The 18,745-nt window shown below is 40.4% G+C and carries 16 protein-coding genes; 13 read left to right on the forward strand and 3 right to left on the reverse strand.

The genetic code is table 11. The features are described 5' to 3' along the window. The first annotated feature begins 241 nt into the window (after window positions 1–241). Window positions 242–1,747, forward strand: coding sequence for a sodium/proline symporter PutP (gene putP, locus ABC361_RS09050; protein WP_413073672.1), 1,506 nt, complete (start codon window positions 242–244; stop codon window positions 1,745–1,747). 143 nt (window positions 1,748–1,890) lie between these two features. Beyond that, complete coding sequence (locus tag ABC361_RS09055; RefSeq protein ID WP_413073673.1) at window positions 1,891–2,289, forward strand: hypothetical protein; 399 nt, start codon at window positions 1,891–1,893, stop codon at window positions 2,287–2,289. 59 nt (window positions 2,290–2,348) lie between these two features. On the opposite strand, the gene ABC361_RS09060 is transcribed toward ABC361_RS09055, so the two are convergent. Both ABC361_RS09060 and ABC361_RS09065 read right to left on the reverse strand, forming a co-directional pair. Beyond that, window positions 2,349–3,557: a pyridoxal-phosphate-dependent aminotransferase family protein gene (locus ABC361_RS09060; RefSeq protein WP_413075745.1), complete on the reverse strand. Its 1,209-nt coding sequence runs from the start codon at window positions 3,555–3,557 to the stop codon at window positions 2,349–2,351. A gap of 39 nt (window positions 3,558–3,596) precedes the next feature. After that, window positions 3,597–4,829 (reverse strand): M20 family metallo-hydrolase, encoded by a 1,233-nt coding sequence (locus ABC361_RS09065; RefSeq protein ID WP_413073674.1) that lies wholly within the window; start codon window positions 4,827–4,829, stop codon window positions 3,597–3,599. 142 nt (window positions 4,830–4,971) lie between these two features. Here ABC361_RS09065 and ABC361_RS09070 point away from each other — a divergent pair, with 142 nt between their 5' ends. From ABC361_RS09070 to allB, 4 genes are all read left to right on the forward strand, one after another. Then, window positions 4,972–6,597 carry a PucR family transcriptional regulator gene (locus tag ABC361_RS09070; RefSeq protein WP_413073675.1) on the forward strand — a complete coding sequence of 542 codons (1,626 nt, stop codon included), beginning with the start codon at window positions 4,972–4,974 and terminating at the stop codon, window positions 6,595–6,597. A 68-nt stretch (window positions 6,598–6,665) separates the two neighbouring features. Then, window positions 6,666–7,829, forward strand: a complete 1,164-nt coding sequence (locus tag ABC361_RS09075) for a globin domain-containing protein (RefSeq protein WP_413073676.1) — start codon at window positions 6,666–6,668, stop codon at window positions 7,827–7,829. A 159-nt stretch (window positions 7,830–7,988) separates the two neighbouring features. After that, window positions 7,989–9,428: a YfcC family protein gene (locus ABC361_RS09080; RefSeq protein WP_413073677.1), complete on the forward strand. Its 1,440-nt coding sequence runs from the start codon at window positions 7,989–7,991 to the stop codon at window positions 9,426–9,428. An 18-nt stretch (window positions 9,429–9,446) separates the two neighbouring features. Then, window positions 9,447–10,790: an allantoinase AllB gene (gene allB / locus ABC361_RS09085; protein WP_413073678.1), complete on the forward strand. Its 1,344-nt coding sequence runs from the start codon at window positions 9,447–9,449 to the stop codon at window positions 10,788–10,790. A gap of 112 nt (window positions 10,791–10,902) precedes the next feature. Here the strand turns inward: allB and ABC361_RS09090 are convergent, their stop codons facing one another. Next, on the reverse strand, window positions 10,903–11,682 hold the full coding sequence (locus ABC361_RS09090) for a PAS domain-containing protein (RefSeq protein WP_413073679.1): 780 nt from the start codon (window positions 11,680–11,682) through the stop codon (window positions 10,903–10,905). Between the two features lie 124 nt (window positions 11,683–11,806). Here ABC361_RS09090 and ABC361_RS09095 point away from each other — a divergent pair, with 124 nt between their 5' ends. The 7 genes from ABC361_RS09095 (at window position 11,807) to ABC361_RS09125 (ending at window position 18,565) form a co-directional block, all read left to right on the forward strand. Further along, window positions 11,807–12,337 carry a TetR/AcrR family transcriptional regulator gene (locus ABC361_RS09095; protein ID WP_413073680.1) on the forward strand — a complete coding sequence of 177 codons (531 nt, stop codon included), beginning with the start codon at window positions 11,807–11,809 and terminating at the stop codon, window positions 12,335–12,337. A gap of 62 nt (window positions 12,338–12,399) precedes the next feature. Beyond that, window positions 12,400–13,542 (forward strand): MFS transporter, encoded by a 1,143-nt coding sequence (locus ABC361_RS09100; RefSeq protein WP_413073681.1) that lies wholly within the window; start codon window positions 12,400–12,402, stop codon window positions 13,540–13,542. A gap of 129 nt (window positions 13,543–13,671) precedes the next feature. Continuing rightward, window positions 13,672–14,424 (forward strand): IclR family transcriptional regulator, encoded by a 753-nt coding sequence (locus ABC361_RS09105; protein WP_413073682.1) that lies wholly within the window; start codon window positions 13,672–13,674, stop codon window positions 14,422–14,424. Window position 14,425: 1 nt separating this feature from the next. After that, a complete protein-coding gene (locus ABC361_RS09110) occupies window positions 14,426–15,379 on the forward strand; it encodes a sugar kinase (protein WP_413073683.1) in 954 nt (317 codons plus the stop codon). 12 nt (window positions 15,380–15,391) lie between these two features. Then, window positions 15,392–16,021 (forward strand): bifunctional 4-hydroxy-2-oxoglutarate aldolase/2-dehydro-3-deoxy-phosphogluconate aldolase, encoded by a 630-nt coding sequence (locus ABC361_RS09115; protein WP_413073684.1) that lies wholly within the window; start codon window positions 15,392–15,394, stop codon window positions 16,019–16,021. Window positions 16,022–16,035: 14 nt separating this feature from the next. Next, window positions 16,036–17,184 carry a galactonate dehydratase gene (dgoD, locus tag ABC361_RS09120; RefSeq protein ID WP_413073685.1) on the forward strand — a complete coding sequence of 383 codons (1,149 nt, stop codon included), beginning with the start codon at window positions 16,036–16,038 and terminating at the stop codon, window positions 17,182–17,184. 28 nt (window positions 17,185–17,212) lie between these two features. Beyond that, window positions 17,213–18,565 carry a GntP family permease gene (locus ABC361_RS09125; protein ID WP_413073686.1) on the forward strand — a complete coding sequence of 451 codons (1,353 nt, stop codon included), beginning with the start codon at window positions 17,213–17,215 and terminating at the stop codon, window positions 18,563–18,565. The last annotated feature ends 180 nt before the right edge of the window (window positions 18,566–18,745 follow it).

Here is an 18,745-nt window from a genome sequence, read left to right on the forward strand (position 1 = left end):
GAGCTGAGGAGGTGTAAGGGTGAGTGAGTAATTGTTATACAATTTAAAGTTTAATAGTTGCGGTCGATTTTTATTCAGAAGAAATGCTATGATAATGCAGTGCTAAAAACAATTGTATGAACAGACCCGCATGAATGAATCTTTGTAGAATCTAGAGGTTGATTCGCTCATTTACAAAGAAATCGCAAAAACTTGCCGGATTTAGGTAGTTTCTTTTGGTACAGGAAGGATGTTAATTCATATGTCAACGCAAATTATTGCAGCCATTATTATTTATTTATTAATTATGGTCATGATTGGCTGGTATGGTTATAAAAAAACGGCTAGTCACTCTGACTACACTCTTGGTGGAAGGGGACTTTCACCGACTGTCGCTGCACTAAGTGCTGGAGCATCAGACATGAGTGGATGGCTTATGCTTGCTTTACCTGGTTCTATGTATTTAACAGGACTCGGTGCTGGTTGGTTAGCGCTCGGACTTATTATTGGCGCTTATTTAAATTGGATTTTCTTAGCCCCTCGGTTAAGAACGTATACGGAAACAGCAAATGACTCTATTACGATTCCATCCTTTTTAGAAAATCGCTTTATTGATTCGACTAAACTTTTACGTATTTTATCTGGGATCATTATTATTTTCTTCTTTACGATTTATGTGTCTTCAGGAATGGTATCAGGAGGAAGGGTTTTTGATTCGTTATTAGGCATTGATTATCATACGAGTTTGTTAATTGTCGCAGGGGTTACCATTCTTTATACACTGTTTGGTGGTTTTTTAGCAGTAAGCTGGACAGACGTCGTCCAAGGTGGCGTTATGATGCTTGCATTGCTCATTGTGCCGATTTTTGCTTTAGCAGAAGTAGGCGGAGTGTCTTCGTCATTTGATCAAATTCGAACTATTGACCCACAGCTATTAGATATTTTTCGCGGAGTTACAGTGATAACGATTATTGGCTCATTAGCATGGGGCCTAGGCTACTTTGGTCAACCACACATTATTGTTCGTTTTATGGCGCTGCGTACGGCGCGAGAAGCGAAGCCGGCTAGAAGAATTGGGATGGCATGGATGATTATCTCGATAATTGGTGCTATGTTTACAGGTCTCGTTGGCCGAGCATATTTGAGTAACGAAGGGGTCTTCTTAAATCCAGATAACGACAGTCAACATGAAACCGTATTTGTGGTTTTAGGTGAGATGTTATTTCATCCGTTCGTTATCGGCATTATCTTTAGTGCAATTTTGGCGGCTGTTATGAGTACAATATCTTCTCAACTACTTGTAACATCTAGTTCACTAACTGAAGACTTATATAAGACATTTCTTAAGCGTAAACCTGGAGATCGAGAGTTAGTTTTTCTAGGTCGAGCAGCGGTGCTTGTTGTTGCGCTAATTGCCTTAGCGTTGTCTTGGAATCCGGATAGTTCGATTCTTGAACTAGTTAGTTATGCTTGGGCAGGTTTTGGTGCTGCATTCGGTCCAGTTATGCTAATCAGCTTGTACTGGAGAGGCATGACGAGATGGGGCGCACTTGCCGGAATGTTGTCTGGTGCAATTGTTGTTATTGTTTGGGCCAACACAAGTCTTTATCAAGTGCTTGGTATGAATGAACGTGTATATGAACTTCTTCCAGGTTTTATTATAGCGACCATTATGATTTTTGTTGTAAGTAAGCTAACGAAAAACGACGAAAGAGTCGCTCAAGGCTTTAAAGAATTCAAACAACAGTTAGACGAGAATAAGAAATAATTAGCTTCGTACGCTTAAAGACAAATGAGCCATTGATGGCTCATTTGTCTTTTTAGGTTCAAAAATCACTTGCATGTAAATGTTTAATGGGAGCATAATTGGGTATCGTAAAGGTGGACATAGAAGAAAGGGAATGAGACAGTATGAAAAAATGGTCAATGTTTAGTCTAGTTTTACTAACGACAATACTCCTATCAGCATGCAACAATGGTGGGAATGAACCAGCAGAAGAAGGAGAGTCTGGTCAAACGAGTGATGAAACGAGTAGTGAAAATCATGATTCGAACGAAGCCTCTATTGATGGGGTAAAGGATTCATGGACAGAAGTACCGCTTGTTTTAGAGGAGATCGAGGATTCAATTACTCGGGTCGAACTGACAAATGATCGAGGTGGCAGTCGGGTCATTCTTTATTACACGAATGAAGAAGGTCCTCAATACAAATCCGTGCTCGTCAAAGACGAGGAACGCTTGAAGATTATTTCAATTAATGAAAATGGGGAAGGGGAAATTTTTAACGAAATTGTAGAAGACCGCTTATAACCATAATAAGTGGAGCGCTAAACAGTAAATTGAATACTGATTTAGCGCTCTTTTTGTGGCTATATCTCCATGGGAACCGATTTCGATTCGTAGTATGCAAGTGCTGCTTGAATCGCTCTACCTGTTTGAACCGATGCGCCTTTGTAAAGTAAAGCCGCTTCAAGTGCGGCAAGCACAAATAAGACGTTTTCTTTACGGCAACTGTAGCCCATAGAACCAATGCGCCAAATTTTACCGTGTAAAGGACCGAACGAACTCGCAATTTCAACACCAAAATGGGTCAACATAAATGCTCTAATTTCATCAGCATTAACGCCAGGAGGGACTGAAATGCAAGTAACAACAGGCAGTTTATTCTCATGGTCTGCATACAATTGTAGTCCCATTGCTTGAATACCGGCAATTAGTGCCTTTTCATGATACATGTGGCGGTTAAAACGCTCTGCTAGACCTTCTTCTAGTAAAAGGCGCAACCCTTCATGTAACCCATAAATCATAGAAGTTGCTTCTGTATGATGGTTGAGGCGTCTAGGACTCCAGTAATCTTGAAGTTGACTTAAATCAAAATAATTGCTTCGAATAACGGATCCTGAATAAGGTTTAGATTGATCGTATTCAGTAGCGATGCCACGTTCAACTTTTTTACGTCGATTAATGACAGCTTCAGCTCTTTCATTATACGTAATGGGAGCCATTCCAGCTGGAATTGATAAGCATTTTTGCGTTCCGCCAATCGCAGCATCAATATACCAATCATCAACGTTAACGTCGACACCGCCAATCGTAGCTACAGCGTCTACTACAAATAAAATGTCCTTCTCACGACACGTTTTTCCGATGTTTTGTAACGGCATCATGCAGCCAGTAGACGTTTCACCGTGCACACACGCAACAATTTTAGGGTTCACGGCGTTGATTTCAGCGATTATTTCTTCTTCAGAAAAAATCGTTCCCCATTCGCATTCAATCGAATGAACGTCTGCGTCAAGCCTTTCGCAAATTTCTACTAATAAATGACCAAATCTACCGTAAATCGGGATAAACACGCGATCTCCTGGTTCAATTAAGCTCGTTAACACAGCCTCTAGCCCTGAACGAGATGTACCATCAATAGGAAATGCCCATTGATTCTTTGTTTGAAATAAATCTCTTAGCATCGCCATTGTCTCATTCATCATCTCTGTAAAAGCAGGATCAAACTGTCCTAAAATAGGTGCGCTCATGGCACGAAGGACACGTGGCTCTGCCTCAACAGGACCGGGAGTCATGATTGTACGTTTAGCTAAGTCGCTCACAGTGATTCCTCCTTATTGATAAGCAAGTTGGTAAAGAACATGTTTTAAAGCGTCTAAACCTACTTGCAAATCTTCTTGTTCTGTAAATTCATATGGAGAATGACTAATTCCTTTCACACTTGGAACAAATAATAAACATGTAGGAACAGCAGAGCCAAGAATTTGCGCATCGTGCCCTGCGCCACTATACATATAGCGGCTCTTTAATTGGGACTGCTGTGCATAATCATAAGCAAGAGAAGTCAAGTTTTCTGACATAGAAACAGGCGCAACATCTGAATATTGCTCAACGGACACAGCGATGTCAGATGTGCCGAGTTCATCAACAAACGAGTAAATTCGTTCATGATAAACATTTAATGTTTCTGAGTGAGGATGGCGGATATCTAACGTAAAGGTAATTTGACCAGGAATGACATTTGGTGTGTTTGGTAAAACATTAAATTGGCCGACCGTTGCAACAAAGGATTCATCCATCGAATGACCAGCTTGAATCAACTTTTGAACAAGTGTTGTAGCTGTATCCATCGCATCTCGCCGTTTATTCATTGGCGTTGTTCCAGCATGATTGCTTTCACCTGTTACCGTGAAAATAAATCGTTTTTGGCCTACAATCCCTTTTACAATACCAAGAGATTCTCCTGCATCCTCTAAGATTGAACCTTGCTCAATATGTAATTCTACAAAGTATCCTAAGTCTTGACGCAACGGATTTTGATAATGCCCAAGTCCGAATCCAAATTCGTTCATTTCATCATAAAAAAACTTGCCGTTTGTGTCTTTTGTTTCACGATAGTTCTTGTCTTGATGAATGCCAGTGAGATTACCGGATCCCCAAAAATTTAAAGGAAAGCGACTGCCTTCTTCTTCGCAAAACGAAACAACATCAATGGTTCGTTTCGGTTGACCGTGTGTGTGAACGAGTTCAGAAACAGCGAGTAAACTAGCGAGTACCCCATATGCACCATCGTATTTCCCGCCGTTTACAACTGTATCAATGTGTGAACCTGTTAAAACAACTGGTTCCTCTTTATTTGTCCCCTCTACACGTCCGTATACATTCCCAATATCATCATAAAATGGAGCAAATCCGTGTTGTTTAAACAGCTTGTGGATGGTTTGTTGGGCTTTATTCCAAACAGGCGTATATAAAAGTCTAGTGACACCACCATCTTTTGTTTTACCTATACTCGCTAATTCTTCAATAATGGACGATATAGGTGCTAGGGATTGTTGAGTTTTCATAGTCATACCCTCACTTTTGTCAAAATGTTTTGATTGAACAACTGTAAAAATAAGTGTACGGTTAAACTATTCAGATTTCATTGGATGATTTATTGTTTTTTGATTTAATTGTTGTGCACATTGTCTAAAATGGAGGGGTTAGATGGATATTGCAGCATTTCTACAGTTATCAGATTTAAAAGAAGCTCGAATAATTGCTGGTGAAAAGGGCATCGATCGTCGAATTGGCAATGTGAAGATGATGGACGCACCGGATATTATTCATTACTTAACGCAAGATGATTTACTCGTTACGACCGCTTACCATTATGTCGGGAAACCAGAGCTATTACTTGATTTGATTAAAGAAATGAAGCGGATAGGATGTGCAGGAATAGGAATTAAACAAGAACGGTTTCTTGGACAAATCCCCAAAAGTGTCTTAGCTCATGCTGAACAAATAGATTTTCCTATTATTGCTTTGCCTGAACAATTGGGATTAAGTTACGTGGCAAATCAAGTATTAAGCACAATTCTTGATCAAAGAACCCATGAATTAACGACTGCTCTTGACGCTCACCGAGCATTTTCAGAGCATATTGTGAGTGGGAAAGGGTTGCTACATCTATTAGAAAATGTAGCACAGCTAGTTGGAGCACCGATTTTACTTATGAACGAGCGCTGTCAAGTTTTATCGGCTTCTAATACAGCAAATCCCGTTGGAAATGGCATGGAGTATTTGTATCGGATGGGCTATGCTTTTTTTCCGGCAGGAAGTCCATATACGTGCTTTACGTTGTTAATGAATCAACCAAAAACAGTAACAGCATTTCCCGTGTACACAGATAAAGCAAAAAAGAGTATCCTCGTTATTCTTAATTCGCTACCGTCTCACGATCGACAAGCCTATTTACTCATTGAACAAGCTACCAACGTCATTGCGTTTGAATTAATGAAAGAAAATGCCTTAAAACAGTATACGCGCCGAGCAAAAAATGAATTTTTTCTCCATTACATAAACGGACAGTATGCGACAAAAGAAGAGACAATTAATCGGGCACAAGAATTTGGTCTGTATAACGATCGACCGTACAAATGTGTGGCGGGTAGGCTTGATCAAGAAGAAATTAGTTTAGGATTTAAAGAGAATCATATTGAGATTGAAAAAGTATTTGATTTTGTTGAAGAAGAGTTATCAATATTTCCTTTCCAATCCCATGTGTTTATAAAAGGAGACATTTGTTTTATTTTATTGGAAGGAGAAAAGGATGATACGATTGGCGATTCCCTTCAAGCAGTAGATTTTGCGCTCGAAATGATCCAAGACCATGTGTTTCTCCATTTTAAACGATCGATTTCATTTGGGGTTAGTCATCTGTGTCGTCAGTTCTGGGATGTTCGAGAAGCCCACCAAGAAGCAACAAACGCCCTTCATTCCGGACGACTTTCAGGAAATCGACAATTTGTCCAAACCTACCAAGCGAAAGATTTAGTGAAGTTATTGCGTATGATTCCGAGAGAAGACCTGAATGAGTTCTGCGATTATAATTTAAAAAAATTAACAGAACCGAGCGTAAACGAGATGGGTCTTATCCAGACTTTAGCTGTTTACCTTGAAACCCATTGTCAAATCTCTGAAACGGCAAAACGACTTTATGTTCACCGCAATACGATTATTTATCGTTTGGAGAAAATTGAAGAACTACTCGGAAAAAATTTAAAAGATCCAGATACAACCCTTCATTTACGCCTAGCCCTGCGAATTCAGCATACTTTACAAACAATGTAAAGACGGATTTTAGTCCGATGGAAGAATCCGGAGTTTCTTCTATAATAAAGTGGAAAGGGAGGCTACTCATGTTAAGTCAAACAACGATAAATACAATTAAGGCGACCGTTCCTGTTTTAGAAGAGCATGGCCTAACCATAACAACGAGATTTTACGAGCTATTATTTTCGAATCACCCTGAATTATGGAACGTCTTTAACCATGCTAATCAAGCGCGCTTTACACAGCAAGAAGCGTTAGCAAAAGCTTTACATGCAGCGGCAAGCCATATAGAGCAATTAGGAAATATCGCACCAGCTGTGGAGAAAATTGCCCATAAACACCGTAGTATTGGAGTGAAAGCTGAGCACTATCCGATTGTTGGTCATTTTTTGATCGTTGCGATGAAGGACGTTCTCGGGGAAGGGGCGAACAAAGAAGTGATTCGTGCTTGGGAAGACGTGTATGGCATACTTTCCCAACAATTTATTGAGATCGAATCAGCACTTGAAAAGGAAGCGAACTGGTCAGGTTTTCTACCCTTAAAAGTCACAAAAATCATACGCGAAACAAGTGACATGACGTCGTTTTATTTACAGGCTGAAAATCGTACGTTTTTGCCTGGTCAATACGTTAGCGTGAAGGTTCACGTAAATGGCTATGATCACATTCGTCAATACAGTCTATCAAATGAAAATGATCAGCGAGCGTATCGAATTAGTGTGAAACGTGAGCAACCAGCAGATGGTCCTAACGGCATTGTTTCTCAGTACATGCACCATCATGTGAATGTAGGAGATGCTCTTTACGTAAGTGCACCAGCGGGAACGGTTCGTTATCATCAAGAGATTGAAACACCGCTGGTATTTATAAGTGCTGGGTCAGGTGTTACCCCAATGATTTCAATGCTAAAATCGGTCACAACGGATCAGCCTAAACGGGAGGTTCATTTTGTTTATGGAACAACGGATAGCACAACGCATGTTTTTAAAGAAGAGGTTGAAGATATCGTGCAAACACATCCTGAAGTTAAGCAGCATATTTTCTATACAAGCCCTCTAAAAACAGATACATATACTAGAAAAAGCAAGATTAATCAAGAGGCGGTATCAGAAATCATTTCACCGCTCAGTGATCCAGAAATCATGATTGGTGGGTCCAAACCTTTTATACATGATGTATATACGTCGTTAAAAGCTTGTGGTGTTGAAGATCGTCAGATTCGCTACGAAAGTTTTGAACCGCAGATTTAGTAGCCGAATACGGTTAGACTTGAAGCATCTCTTTCGTTCTCATTGTGCATCATGAATAGTCTATCTGTTTTAATTTATGCATTGTAACCAATGACCTTCCTTTATCGCGTTAGTAAGATAGTGAAAATAACCGAGGCGATAAAGTGAGGGGATTCATACATGGAACAACTGCAAAATCAAAAATCTAGTACACCAAGTTTACCACCGCAAAAGAAAGAACGGATGCCTCATATATATGTGCTCCTGTTTATCATTAGTGGGCTAGCAGCTATACTTACATACGTTATACCAGCCGGCTCTTTTGAACGAGTCCCTGGGCCTAATGGACGTGAATCGATCGATCCGAATTCGTTTACTACAATTGATGCACCGCCTGTTTCATTTATGGATTTCATGCTAGCTATTCCTGTAGGAATGGCTAGCGCAAGTGAAATCATCTTTTTTACCTTTATTATTGGTGGCATGTTCATGGTATTAAGACGAACAGAGATTATTGAGATTGGTGTCGATCGATTAGCCAGAAAATTTGAACATAAGAGTATTGCGGTCATCCCCGTTTTGCTTACTCTTTTTGCAGTAGTTGCAACAACCATTGGGACACCAGAGCTTTCTTTAGTTTATATTCCCGTTTTAATACCTTTATTTATTTCACTTGGCTATGATTCGATGACTGCAGCAGGTATTGCGCTTATCTCGACAGCGCTAGGTTTTACTGCTGGTGTGATGAATCCAGGTACTGTCGGAATATCACAACAAATTTCAGGATTGGAAACGTATTCTGGTTTTGGCTTACGAGTTGTTGTACTAATGGTCATCATTCTAGTTGGTAGTTTGTATATCATGCGCTATGCAAAAAAAGTAAAGCAGGATCCCTTTAAAAGCTATACGCGAGATGAAGATGAATTGAAGCGTGTAAAATACAAAGATGCGCTTAAGCAACCAGCCAAGCAAGCGACAAAAAGACAATTGCTGGCCATTGCCACATTACCTATTTTCTTTAGTGTTCTTGTTTACGGAGTCACACAGTTAGGATGGTTTATGCTCGAAATGTCTGGCTTATTTATTTTTATGGGCATTTTAGTCGGAATAATCGCGGGGCTTTCATTTACAAAAGTGTGTGAAGCATTTACGGAAGGGTTTAGAGAAGTGTTAATGGGCGCTATTATTATTGGGATTGCACGCTCTGTGGCGGTTGTTCTTGAAGAAGGACAAATTATGGATACGATTGTCTATGGTTTAGGGAATCTCGTCGGGCAATTACCGAGTACATTAAGCGCTATTGGAATGATGACGGTTCAATTGTTTATAAATTTTTTCATTCCTTCAGGAAGTGGTCAAGCGTTAGTAACAATGCCTATTATGGCGCCACTGGCAGACATGTTAGGTGTGACCCGTCAAACAGCTATTCTAGCCTTCCAGTTTGGGGATGGCTTTGCCCATATTTTATATCCAACTTCAGGTTATTTTATGGCTGCCCTTGTAATTGCAGGGATTAGCTGGACAAAATGGATAAAATTTTTTACACCATTATTTATGATTTATATGTTTATTGGCGTGATCTTTTTAATCTATGCACAAGTTACAGGCTGGACTGGTTAATAGAAAGGAAGCGACAGGATGGATATACGAATTAGTGGCGGTCGAATTGTATTGCCTGACCAAGTTATTGAAACAGACATTGGCATAAAAGACGGAATCATTGTAAAAATAGGAAAAGTGGACGGAGCAAAAGAGACGATTGATGCAAACGGTCAACTTGTTTTTCCAGGGGGAATTGATACTCATGTTCACTTCTCAGAACCTGGTCGAACGGAGTGGGAGGGATTTGAAACAGGTAGTCAAGCATTGGCAGCAGGTGGCGTGACATCGTACATTGAAATGCCGCTTAATGCACTACCAGCCACAACGAATCGTGCGCATTTGCAGTTAAAACTTGACTTAGCGAAATCAAAAAACAGCGTCAATTATAGCTTCTATGGAGGGTTATCGTCTTCTAATTTATCGGAGTTGGAAGAGCTGGCAGACAGCGATGTCGTTGCCTTTAAATGTTTTTTATCTACTTGTGGCTCTGATCATCCAGAAGACTTTTCTAATGTAGATGAGCAAACCTTACAAGCAGGTATGCGTATATTAGCTCGAAAAGGCAAGCTTCTATGTATACACGCAGAAGATGCAGACCTTACGGATACCCTAGAGCAAGAAAAGCGTGATGCAGGAAGCGCAGACGCACAAGCATATATCGAATCTCGTCCTATAAGAGCAGAAGTACTCGCTGTAGATAAGGCAATTGCGGCTGCTAGAGAAACAGGATGTTCAATCCATTTTGTTCATATTTCTTCAGCCGCAGCGATCGAGTCAATTCAACGAGCTAAACTGGAAGGAATTGATGTTACGGTTGAATCCTGCCCACATTATTTTGTGTTTTCCGCAGAACAACTAGTGCATTTAGGGACCTTGGCTAAATGTCAACCACCATTGCGACCTCAAGAAGAAGTCGAAAAATTATGGGCATGTTTATTGCGTGGAGAAATCGATTGGATAACATCCGACCACTCTCCTTGTACAATTGATTTAAAGGCAGGGAATTTTTTTACGGCATGGGGCGGGATTACAGGTTGCCAAAATATGATTGATGTGATGTATGATGAAGCTGTCAATAAAAGAGGCATGTCAGAGGTTGCGTTTGCTAACCTTATTTCAAGCATACCGGCAAAAAGAATGGGGATGCATAGTAAAGGGGACATAACTGTTGGAAAAGATGCGGACCTGTTTTTCTTAAATGACCAAGTGTCTTACACTTTAAAACAGGAAGATTTATACTACAAAAATCCATATTCTCCTTATGTGGGTCGAACGATTGATTGTCGGGTAACTTACACAATTGTGAAAGGGCAAGTTGTCTTTCGAAATGGAAAGCTTGTTCAAGGAAAAAAGAGAGGAGAATTGATTCAAGTAAGTTAATCATCAATGTGGGATTTTGATCTATTTTCTTTAAAAAAAGGCGGTTGCAAAAGCGTTTACTGTTATTAATTTAAGTGTAACACCATAGAGTAAATGCGCATTGGTAGATAATCTACCAATGCTTTTTAGTGTAGTGGCTTAATAAGATCTGCGTCGTCGAGTGTATCGAAAGGTCGCTGGAATGAATGATTTGTTCATTAAGCGGCGCTACGATTGCACGGTTTGAGAGTCCTGTTAGAACCAATGTAGTGCCTATCTTATTAAGTTCTTCTTTTAACATTAAAAGATTTTCAAGTGTAAATTGGGTGAACGTATGTAAACTAGAAACATCAGCGGCAAGTGTAGAAATATGGTGATCTGCTAACGATTTTTTAATGTTCGCCATTTGATTATTCACTCTTGCTTTTGTGAATGTACCTACAATCGACATAATCGCAATATCGTTCATAAGTGGCACCACTGGAAGAGCCAACAAATCAAATCCTTTAATCGTTTCTAAATATGCTAATTCAGTCATTTTTCGTTTTGTAATGTCTTTTTGTACACCAACAAAATACGTTTTGTCGTCTTTGTTGTTTTTAGCAGGGTCGATCGTTAATTCATTCCAAAAAGGGGTTCCGTCTTTTTTGTAATTCAGAATTTCTGCTTTAAAGCTTCCCGATCGTTGAAGAGATTCGCTAATCTTTTTTAAATCTTCTTTGTTTGTATTCTCCCCCTGTAAAAAGCGACAGTTCTTGCCCATCACTTCTTCCAAATGATACTGCGTAATGTCTGTAAATCCTTGGTTAATAAAAATAATTGGATTGTCAACTAAACTAGGGTCAGTAATGGCTATACCAATCCCAGTGTAATCAAGGCTATTGGCAAAAAAGCTAGCATCTAATCGGATCATCATATCCCCTCTTTACGAAAATAGTAGTTTAAGTGTACCGCAAACACAAAATCGTTGCATCGATTAAGACGCTATGTTAAGTTATTTAGAGTGATCGTTCTATCAAATGAGGAGGTGGAGCAAAGTGAGTAAGAAACGAGAGCAACTTCTTGAACGTTCGGAACGTTTGTTTGAGACAAATGGCTTTCATGCAGTAGGAATTAAACAACTGATAAAAGAAGCAGATATTTCTCTAATGACGCTGTACAACCATTTTGATTCAAAAGAAAAACTAATTTTGGCTATTTTACAAAGACGAGAAATTCGCTATATGCAACTGTTAAAGCAAGCGTTTGTACATGAAAATGTTGATGTACTGTCGATTGTAAACAATCACATAAACTGGATTGAAAAAAACGGAGCAAACGGGTGTATGTTCCTACGTGCAAAAGAAGAATTTTCTGCAGGTGTGTCGGAAAATCAAGAGATTACTACTTTTGCAACTCAACATAAGCAGCGATTGGTGACGCTTTTTAACGAGCAAGGTTTAACAAAACGCGAAGCAATGCGGTTGGTGCTCGTTCTTGAAGGTGCCACGGCAATGGCAGAGGTGTTTGATCTTGATGATGTTGTAGAAGAAACACGTTTATCGATTCAAGCATTGTTTAGCAGTTGAAACAATGCATTTTTTTGCTAAAAATTATAATGATCGTTCTATATAAAAAGGATGTGATGTAAATGTGGAAAATCGTATTACCTGGATTGGCAATGATTGCAGTCACGTATGCGTTCGCACGACTAAGTTTTGGTTTATTTCTTCCGGACATTGCATCAGATTTGCAGTTAAGTGAAAGTGATGGCGGTTTGATTGGATCACTAGGCTATATTGCTTATTCTCTTGCTCTGCTTGTCTCTTCAGCTGGAATTATGTGGTTTGGACAGCGAAAAGTGAATGTACTAGCTGGATTAACGGCAGTCATTGGCTTACTCGGGATCTCTTCAGCCCAATCAGCGATCTTTTTAGCTAGTAGTGTATTCGTGGCAGGTCTTGGAAGTGGGTTGGCTTCACCAGCTTTAAGTCAAATTGCACGGCAAACGCTGGCGAAAAATCAATTGGATCGCGGCAATACGTGGATAAACAGTGGAACTAGTTTTGGAATGATTATAACTGGCCCGATTGTACTTCTTTTTACAGAACATTGGCGGTTATCATATGCATTGTTTGCTGTAATTGCTTTTGCAGTTCTTGTATGGAATCGAGTGTCTATTCCGAATGAGGAAAACAAGCAAGAAACAAAAGGTCAATCAATCAATTGGACCTCTGTTCTAAATCAAGCGAAAGGGCTTCTATTCGCTTCAATCATTGTTGGTATCAGCTCATCGATCTATTGGACATTCTCAAGAAGTTTTTTAACGGTGGAGCATGGTGTTTCGGCGAATGAAAGTGTGCTTTTTTGGGTGATTATGGGTATAGCAGGTATTTTAGGTGGGGTAGCCGGTGGCTTCATACAATGGATCGGGATGAAGTGGTCGTATCGCCTCGTTTTACTAGCGCTGCTTAGTTCAATTGCGATACTAATCGTGTCATCAAGACTATCCATTTACTTATCTGCCAGTCTGTTCGGAGGTGGGTACATCTTTTTAACCGGCTTATTTATTGTGTGGGCAACAAAACTTTTTGATAAGCTTCCTGCAGTAGGCGTCAGTATATCCTTTCTCGCTTTAGGTATAGGCCAATCGATTGGCTCTTTCTTTGCAGGGAAAACAATTGAGTGGACGTCCTATCCAATCAGCTTTCTACTGTTTGCGTTACTAGGCGGAGTTGGACTATTCATAACGCCACTGAAAAAAAGTATGGAAGAGCAAAAGACAGCGCCATAATTGGTGTTGTCTTTAAAATGTTCGTATCTTCTATAACATTTATAATTGTCACGTAAATGAAAGCGTGTTAAAATGCAATCAAATAATACACATATATGATCGACAATCTCATATGTGATGGAGGGTGTCATGTCCGTAAAATCGGCTGTCCGCGTCTTACGTATATTTGAATTGTTAAGCGTACATAAGGGAGGGTTAAGCAATAAACAAATTTGCACCTATTTGAATCTCCCTCAAAGTAGTGCATCAGGACTTATAAAAACGTTGCTCGATGAAAATTATTTGTCATTAAACGAAAGCAATTATTTTATTTTAGGACCGAAATTAATTCCAGTAGGACAAGCTGCAATGGAATCATTTAATCTTTCGACTTTCGGCGTAGAAGATTTGAAAGCGCTTATGCTTAAAGTGGAAGAAACCGTATTTATGGCTACATTGGTCGATAATGAACTCATTTACATCGCAAAAATTGACAGCAATCGTTCCATTCGTACATCCGCCTTTTTAGGAGGGAAAAAACCTCTTTATTGCACCGGACTTGGAAAAGCGTACTTAGCAAGTATGCCTCAAGAAAAACGAGAGACTTACATACAACATACTAAATTGGAACCGATTACAGATCACACGATAACCGATAAAGAAGAATTAAAAACAAAGCTTTTGGATTATCAACATCAAGGCTATGCCATTGATGATGAAGAGAATGAAGAAGGGCTTTATTGCTTAGCTGCCCCTATTTTTAACAGTACAGGAGAAATGGAAGCCGCCATCAGTGTTGCAGGACCAAAGGCGAGAATGTTAAAACATGAAGCGTACATTGTGCAACACGTCAAGAACACAGCCAGCATGATTTCAATTAAGCTCGGCTATAGAGGAGGGTAACATGGATGTCTTAAGCATGGGTGAAACAATGATTCTCTTTTCACCTCGTTCATCTGGTCAACTACGCTATGAAACTGATTTTCACGCCCAAGTTGCAGGTGCAGAAACAAATACGTTAATAGGTCTAGCGAAATTAGGATACAAATCAAGCTGGATTAGCCGAATTGGAGATGATGAATTTGGTCAAAAAATAATTCATGCCGTTCGAGGGGAAGGGATTGGGACTGAGGCTGTAACCGTAGACGATCGCCACTCAACTGGATTATTTTTTAAAGAAAAAACGACAGAGGCATTAACGTCTGTGCAGTATTATCGCGATCAGTCTGCCGCTAGTTTTTTGTCGACAAACGATGTGGAACCCGTTGATGTCAGTCTATTTCAATACGTTTATTTAACAGGTATTACCCCGGCTTTAAGTGAAACCTGTGCGGATGCTGTTCATGCACTAATGAGAAAAGCAATCGCCGCTAATGTACCGGTTGTATTTGACCCGAACATAAGAAAAAAACTGTTAAATGGGGAAACAGGTAAACAACTTATGAAGGATTGCATTGCTGCTTCGAATATTGCGCTACCGGGACGCCAAGAAGGAGACTATTTATTCGGTACGACTGATGAGAAACAAATAGCCGAAGCGTGTATGAAGCTTGGGGCAGATACAGTTGTAGTGAAGTTAGGGGAAGACGGAGCGTATTTTCAAACGAAAATGGAAAGCGGTTACGTCCATGCATTTTCGGTGTCGCGTGTCGTTGACCCGGTCGGAGCAGGGGATGGATTTGCAGCAGGATTGCTAGCTGGACTGCTAGAAAAAAAGTCGATTGAAGAATCGGTCAAGCAAGGCTGTGCGATTGGAGCAATTGTGACGCAAGTAAACGGGGATATTGAGGGCTTGCCTACGAGAAACCAATTAACAACGTTTATGGAAGCGGATTCTGCTGACGATGTTGCGAGATGAGGAGAGGGTATGATGAGAACGTATCAGGCAATTCAATCAGAGAAAATTATTGCCATTATAAGAGGGGCAGAGGCTGATGATCTTGTTCAAATTGGACAAGCACTGAAAGAAGGTGGGATTCAGCTGGTTGAAGTAACACTCAATTCCAATCAGGCTCTTGATGGCATTACACACTTAAAAAAAGAATTTGGCGATGAACTTTTCATTGGTGCTGGAACGGTATTGGATCCTGAATCGGCTCGAGCTGCCATTCAAGCAGGAGCGGATTTTATTCTCTCCCCAACTGTTAATATCGAAACGATTAGCATGACGAAGCGGTACGGAAAAGTAAGTATTCCAGGTGCCTTTACACCAACTGAAATTCTTACTGCCTATGAAAACGGTGCAGACTTCGTAAAAGTATTCCCAGCGAGGATGGGACCGGACTATATAAAAGATATTCAAGGGCCTTTGCCACATATTCCCCTTGTACCAACTGGTGGTGTAAATGAACAAAATGTCGCATCTTTCTTGAAAATTGGAAGTGTGGCATGCGGGATTGGCAGTTCCCTAGTAAATACGAAAGAAGCTGTTACGGCAGATTCTTTACAAGCATTAACAAAAAGAGCAAAGCGATTTGTTGAGATTGCACGAACGATTTGAAAGGATGAGAATGAATGAAGATTACAAGCTACGAACTTTTTCAAGTTCCACCTAGATGGCTTTTCTTAAAAATTGAAACAGATGAAGGCATTATTGGTTGGGGTGAACCGGTCATTGAAGGGAAAGCCGCAACCGTAAAAACAGCTGTTGATGAGCTCATGCAGTTTTTAATTGGAAAAGACCCTTTACAAATAGAAGATCATTGGAATGTGATGTATCGAGGTGGTTTCTACCGCGGTGGTCCGATTTTAATGAGTGCGATCTCAGGAATTGATCAAGCCTTATGGGATATAAAAGGGAAGCACTTAGGTGTGCCTGTCCATCAGCTATTAGGTGGAAAAGCGAGAGAATCGATTAAAGTCTATTCGTGGATTGGCGGAGATCGTCCAAGCGATGTTGGTGCTGCAGCAAAGGCAGTTGTCGATAAAGGGTTTAAGGCAATCAAAATGAATGGCACAGATGAACTCCAGTATATCGACTCTTATGAAAAGATTGACCGTGTTCTTGAGAATGTTGCCGCCATCCGTGAGGCAGTAGGCCCTTACATCGGGATTGGCATTGATTTTCACGGCAGAGTACATAAGCCAATGGCGAAAATTCTCGCTAAAGAGCTAGAGGTATTTCGACCAATGTTCATTGAAGAACCGGTACTACCTGAAAACAACGAAGCATTGCGAGAAATTGCGAACCATACTGTTATTCCGATCGCCACTGGAGAGCGGATGTATTCAAAATGGGATTTTAAAAACCTTTTAAAAGATGGCTATGTTGATATTATTCAACCAGATTTGTCTCATGCAGGAGGCATTACAGAAAACAAGAAGATTCTCTCAATGGCAGAAGCATTTGATGTTGCAGCAGCACCTCATTGCCCATTAGGACCGATTGCATTAGCATCTTGCTTACAAGTAGATGCAACATGTCATAACGCCTTTATTCAAGAACAAAGTTTAGGTATTCATTATAATGAAGGATCAGATTTACTTGACTATCTTACGGATGCGAGTGTCTTTACATATAAAGACGGTTACGTCGAGATTCCCGACAAGCCGGGACTTGGTATTGAAATCAATGAAGACCATGTAAGAAAGATGGCAAAGGTTGGCCATGATTGGAAAAATCCTATCTGGAGGCACAACGATCACAGTATTGCGGAATGGTAACGGATAGAAAGAAGGAGAGGGATCAAACATGTCTTCATTAGGGTTAATCCTCGTCACGATTGTCGGGATTGCGGTACTTCTATATTTAATTATGCATTCAAAGATGCAAGCGTTTCTTGCGCTATTGATTGCTAGTATTTTTATTGGGATCTTTACTGGTATGGATCCCACATCGTTAATTGAGACAATGGAAGAAGGAATGGGTGGAACCCTTGGCTTTATTGCCATCGTCGTCGGACTTGGTGCGATGTTTGGTGAAATGTTACGAACATCTGGAGGGGCAGAACGTTTGGCCTTTACGTTGGTTGACCGGTTTGGAGAAAACCGAGCTCAGTGGGCGTTAGCGTTAACAGGGTTTATTGTTGCGATTCCTGTATTTTTAGATGTGGCGCTCGTGATCTTACTTCCAATCGTTTATAGTTTAGCGATGCGTACAGGCAAATCACTCCTTTATTATGCAATTCCTTTACTAGCAGGTCTTGCGGTGGCGCATAGCTTTATCCCACCTACACCAGGGCCAATTGCGGTTGCGTCCGTGCTTGGCGTAGACTTAGGCTGGATGATGTTGTTTGGTATTATTGCAGGACTTCCGGCAATGATCATTGCTGGTCCGTTGTTTGGTCGTTGGATCGGGAAACGTGTCCATGTCGGCGTACCGGCACATATTGTTGAAGCAACGAAACAAGAAGAAGAGTCAACAAAAGAATTACCTCGTTTCGGGCTCATTTGCTTTATTATTTTATTGCCACTGGCTATGATTCTGTTAAATACAGCAGGCGACGTCATTTTAGAAGAAGGTACAACAACGCATCAAATTCTTACATTCGTAGGTCATCCATTTATCGCCTTAATCGTGGCGACGTTACTAGCGATGTATTTCTTAGGAAAACGTCGTGGAGCAACGAAGGAACAAATTCAAACGATGACAACAAAAGCCCTTGAACCAGCAGGAATTGTCATCTTAATCACTGGAGCAGGTGGCGTCTTTAAAGAAGTCCTGATTCAAAGTGGTGTTGGTGATGCAATGGGTGAACTAATGGCTTCGTCTGGCTTCCCACTAGTTTTACTAGCCTTCTTAATTGCAACTTTTGTAAGGGTAGCACAAGGTTCGGCAACGGTTGCGATGATTACTGCAGCTGGACTCGTTTCACCAATCATCGACATGGTGGACTTATCACAGCCATCCTTAGCATTAATTGCGATTGCCATTGCTTGTGGTGCAACTGTTCTTTCTCACGTAAACGATTCTGGTTTCTGGCTAGTTAGTCGTTTCCTTGAAATGTCTGAGAAGGATACGTTGAAATCATGGACGGTAATGGAAACCATTATCGGTGGTGTCGGTTTCCTTGTCGTGTTTGGATTAAGCTTCTTCTTTTCATAAATGAGAGTTTCCCTTTTAAAAGAGCGCATTCCAGCGCTCTTTTTTATGCATATAGACATATAACTTTTGAACGAAATCACAAAGAGAAGACCCAAGTCTAAGTTAGCGGGGACAATCGTTGAAGCCGTCTAATCAATGTTTTCATAGGATGGAAGAGGCAAGAAGATGAGCCTTATGGAA

Source organism: Shouchella phoenicis, from assembly GCF_047238345.1.
Classification (GTDB): Bacteria; Bacillota; Bacilli; order Bacillales; family Bacillaceae_D; genus Shouchella.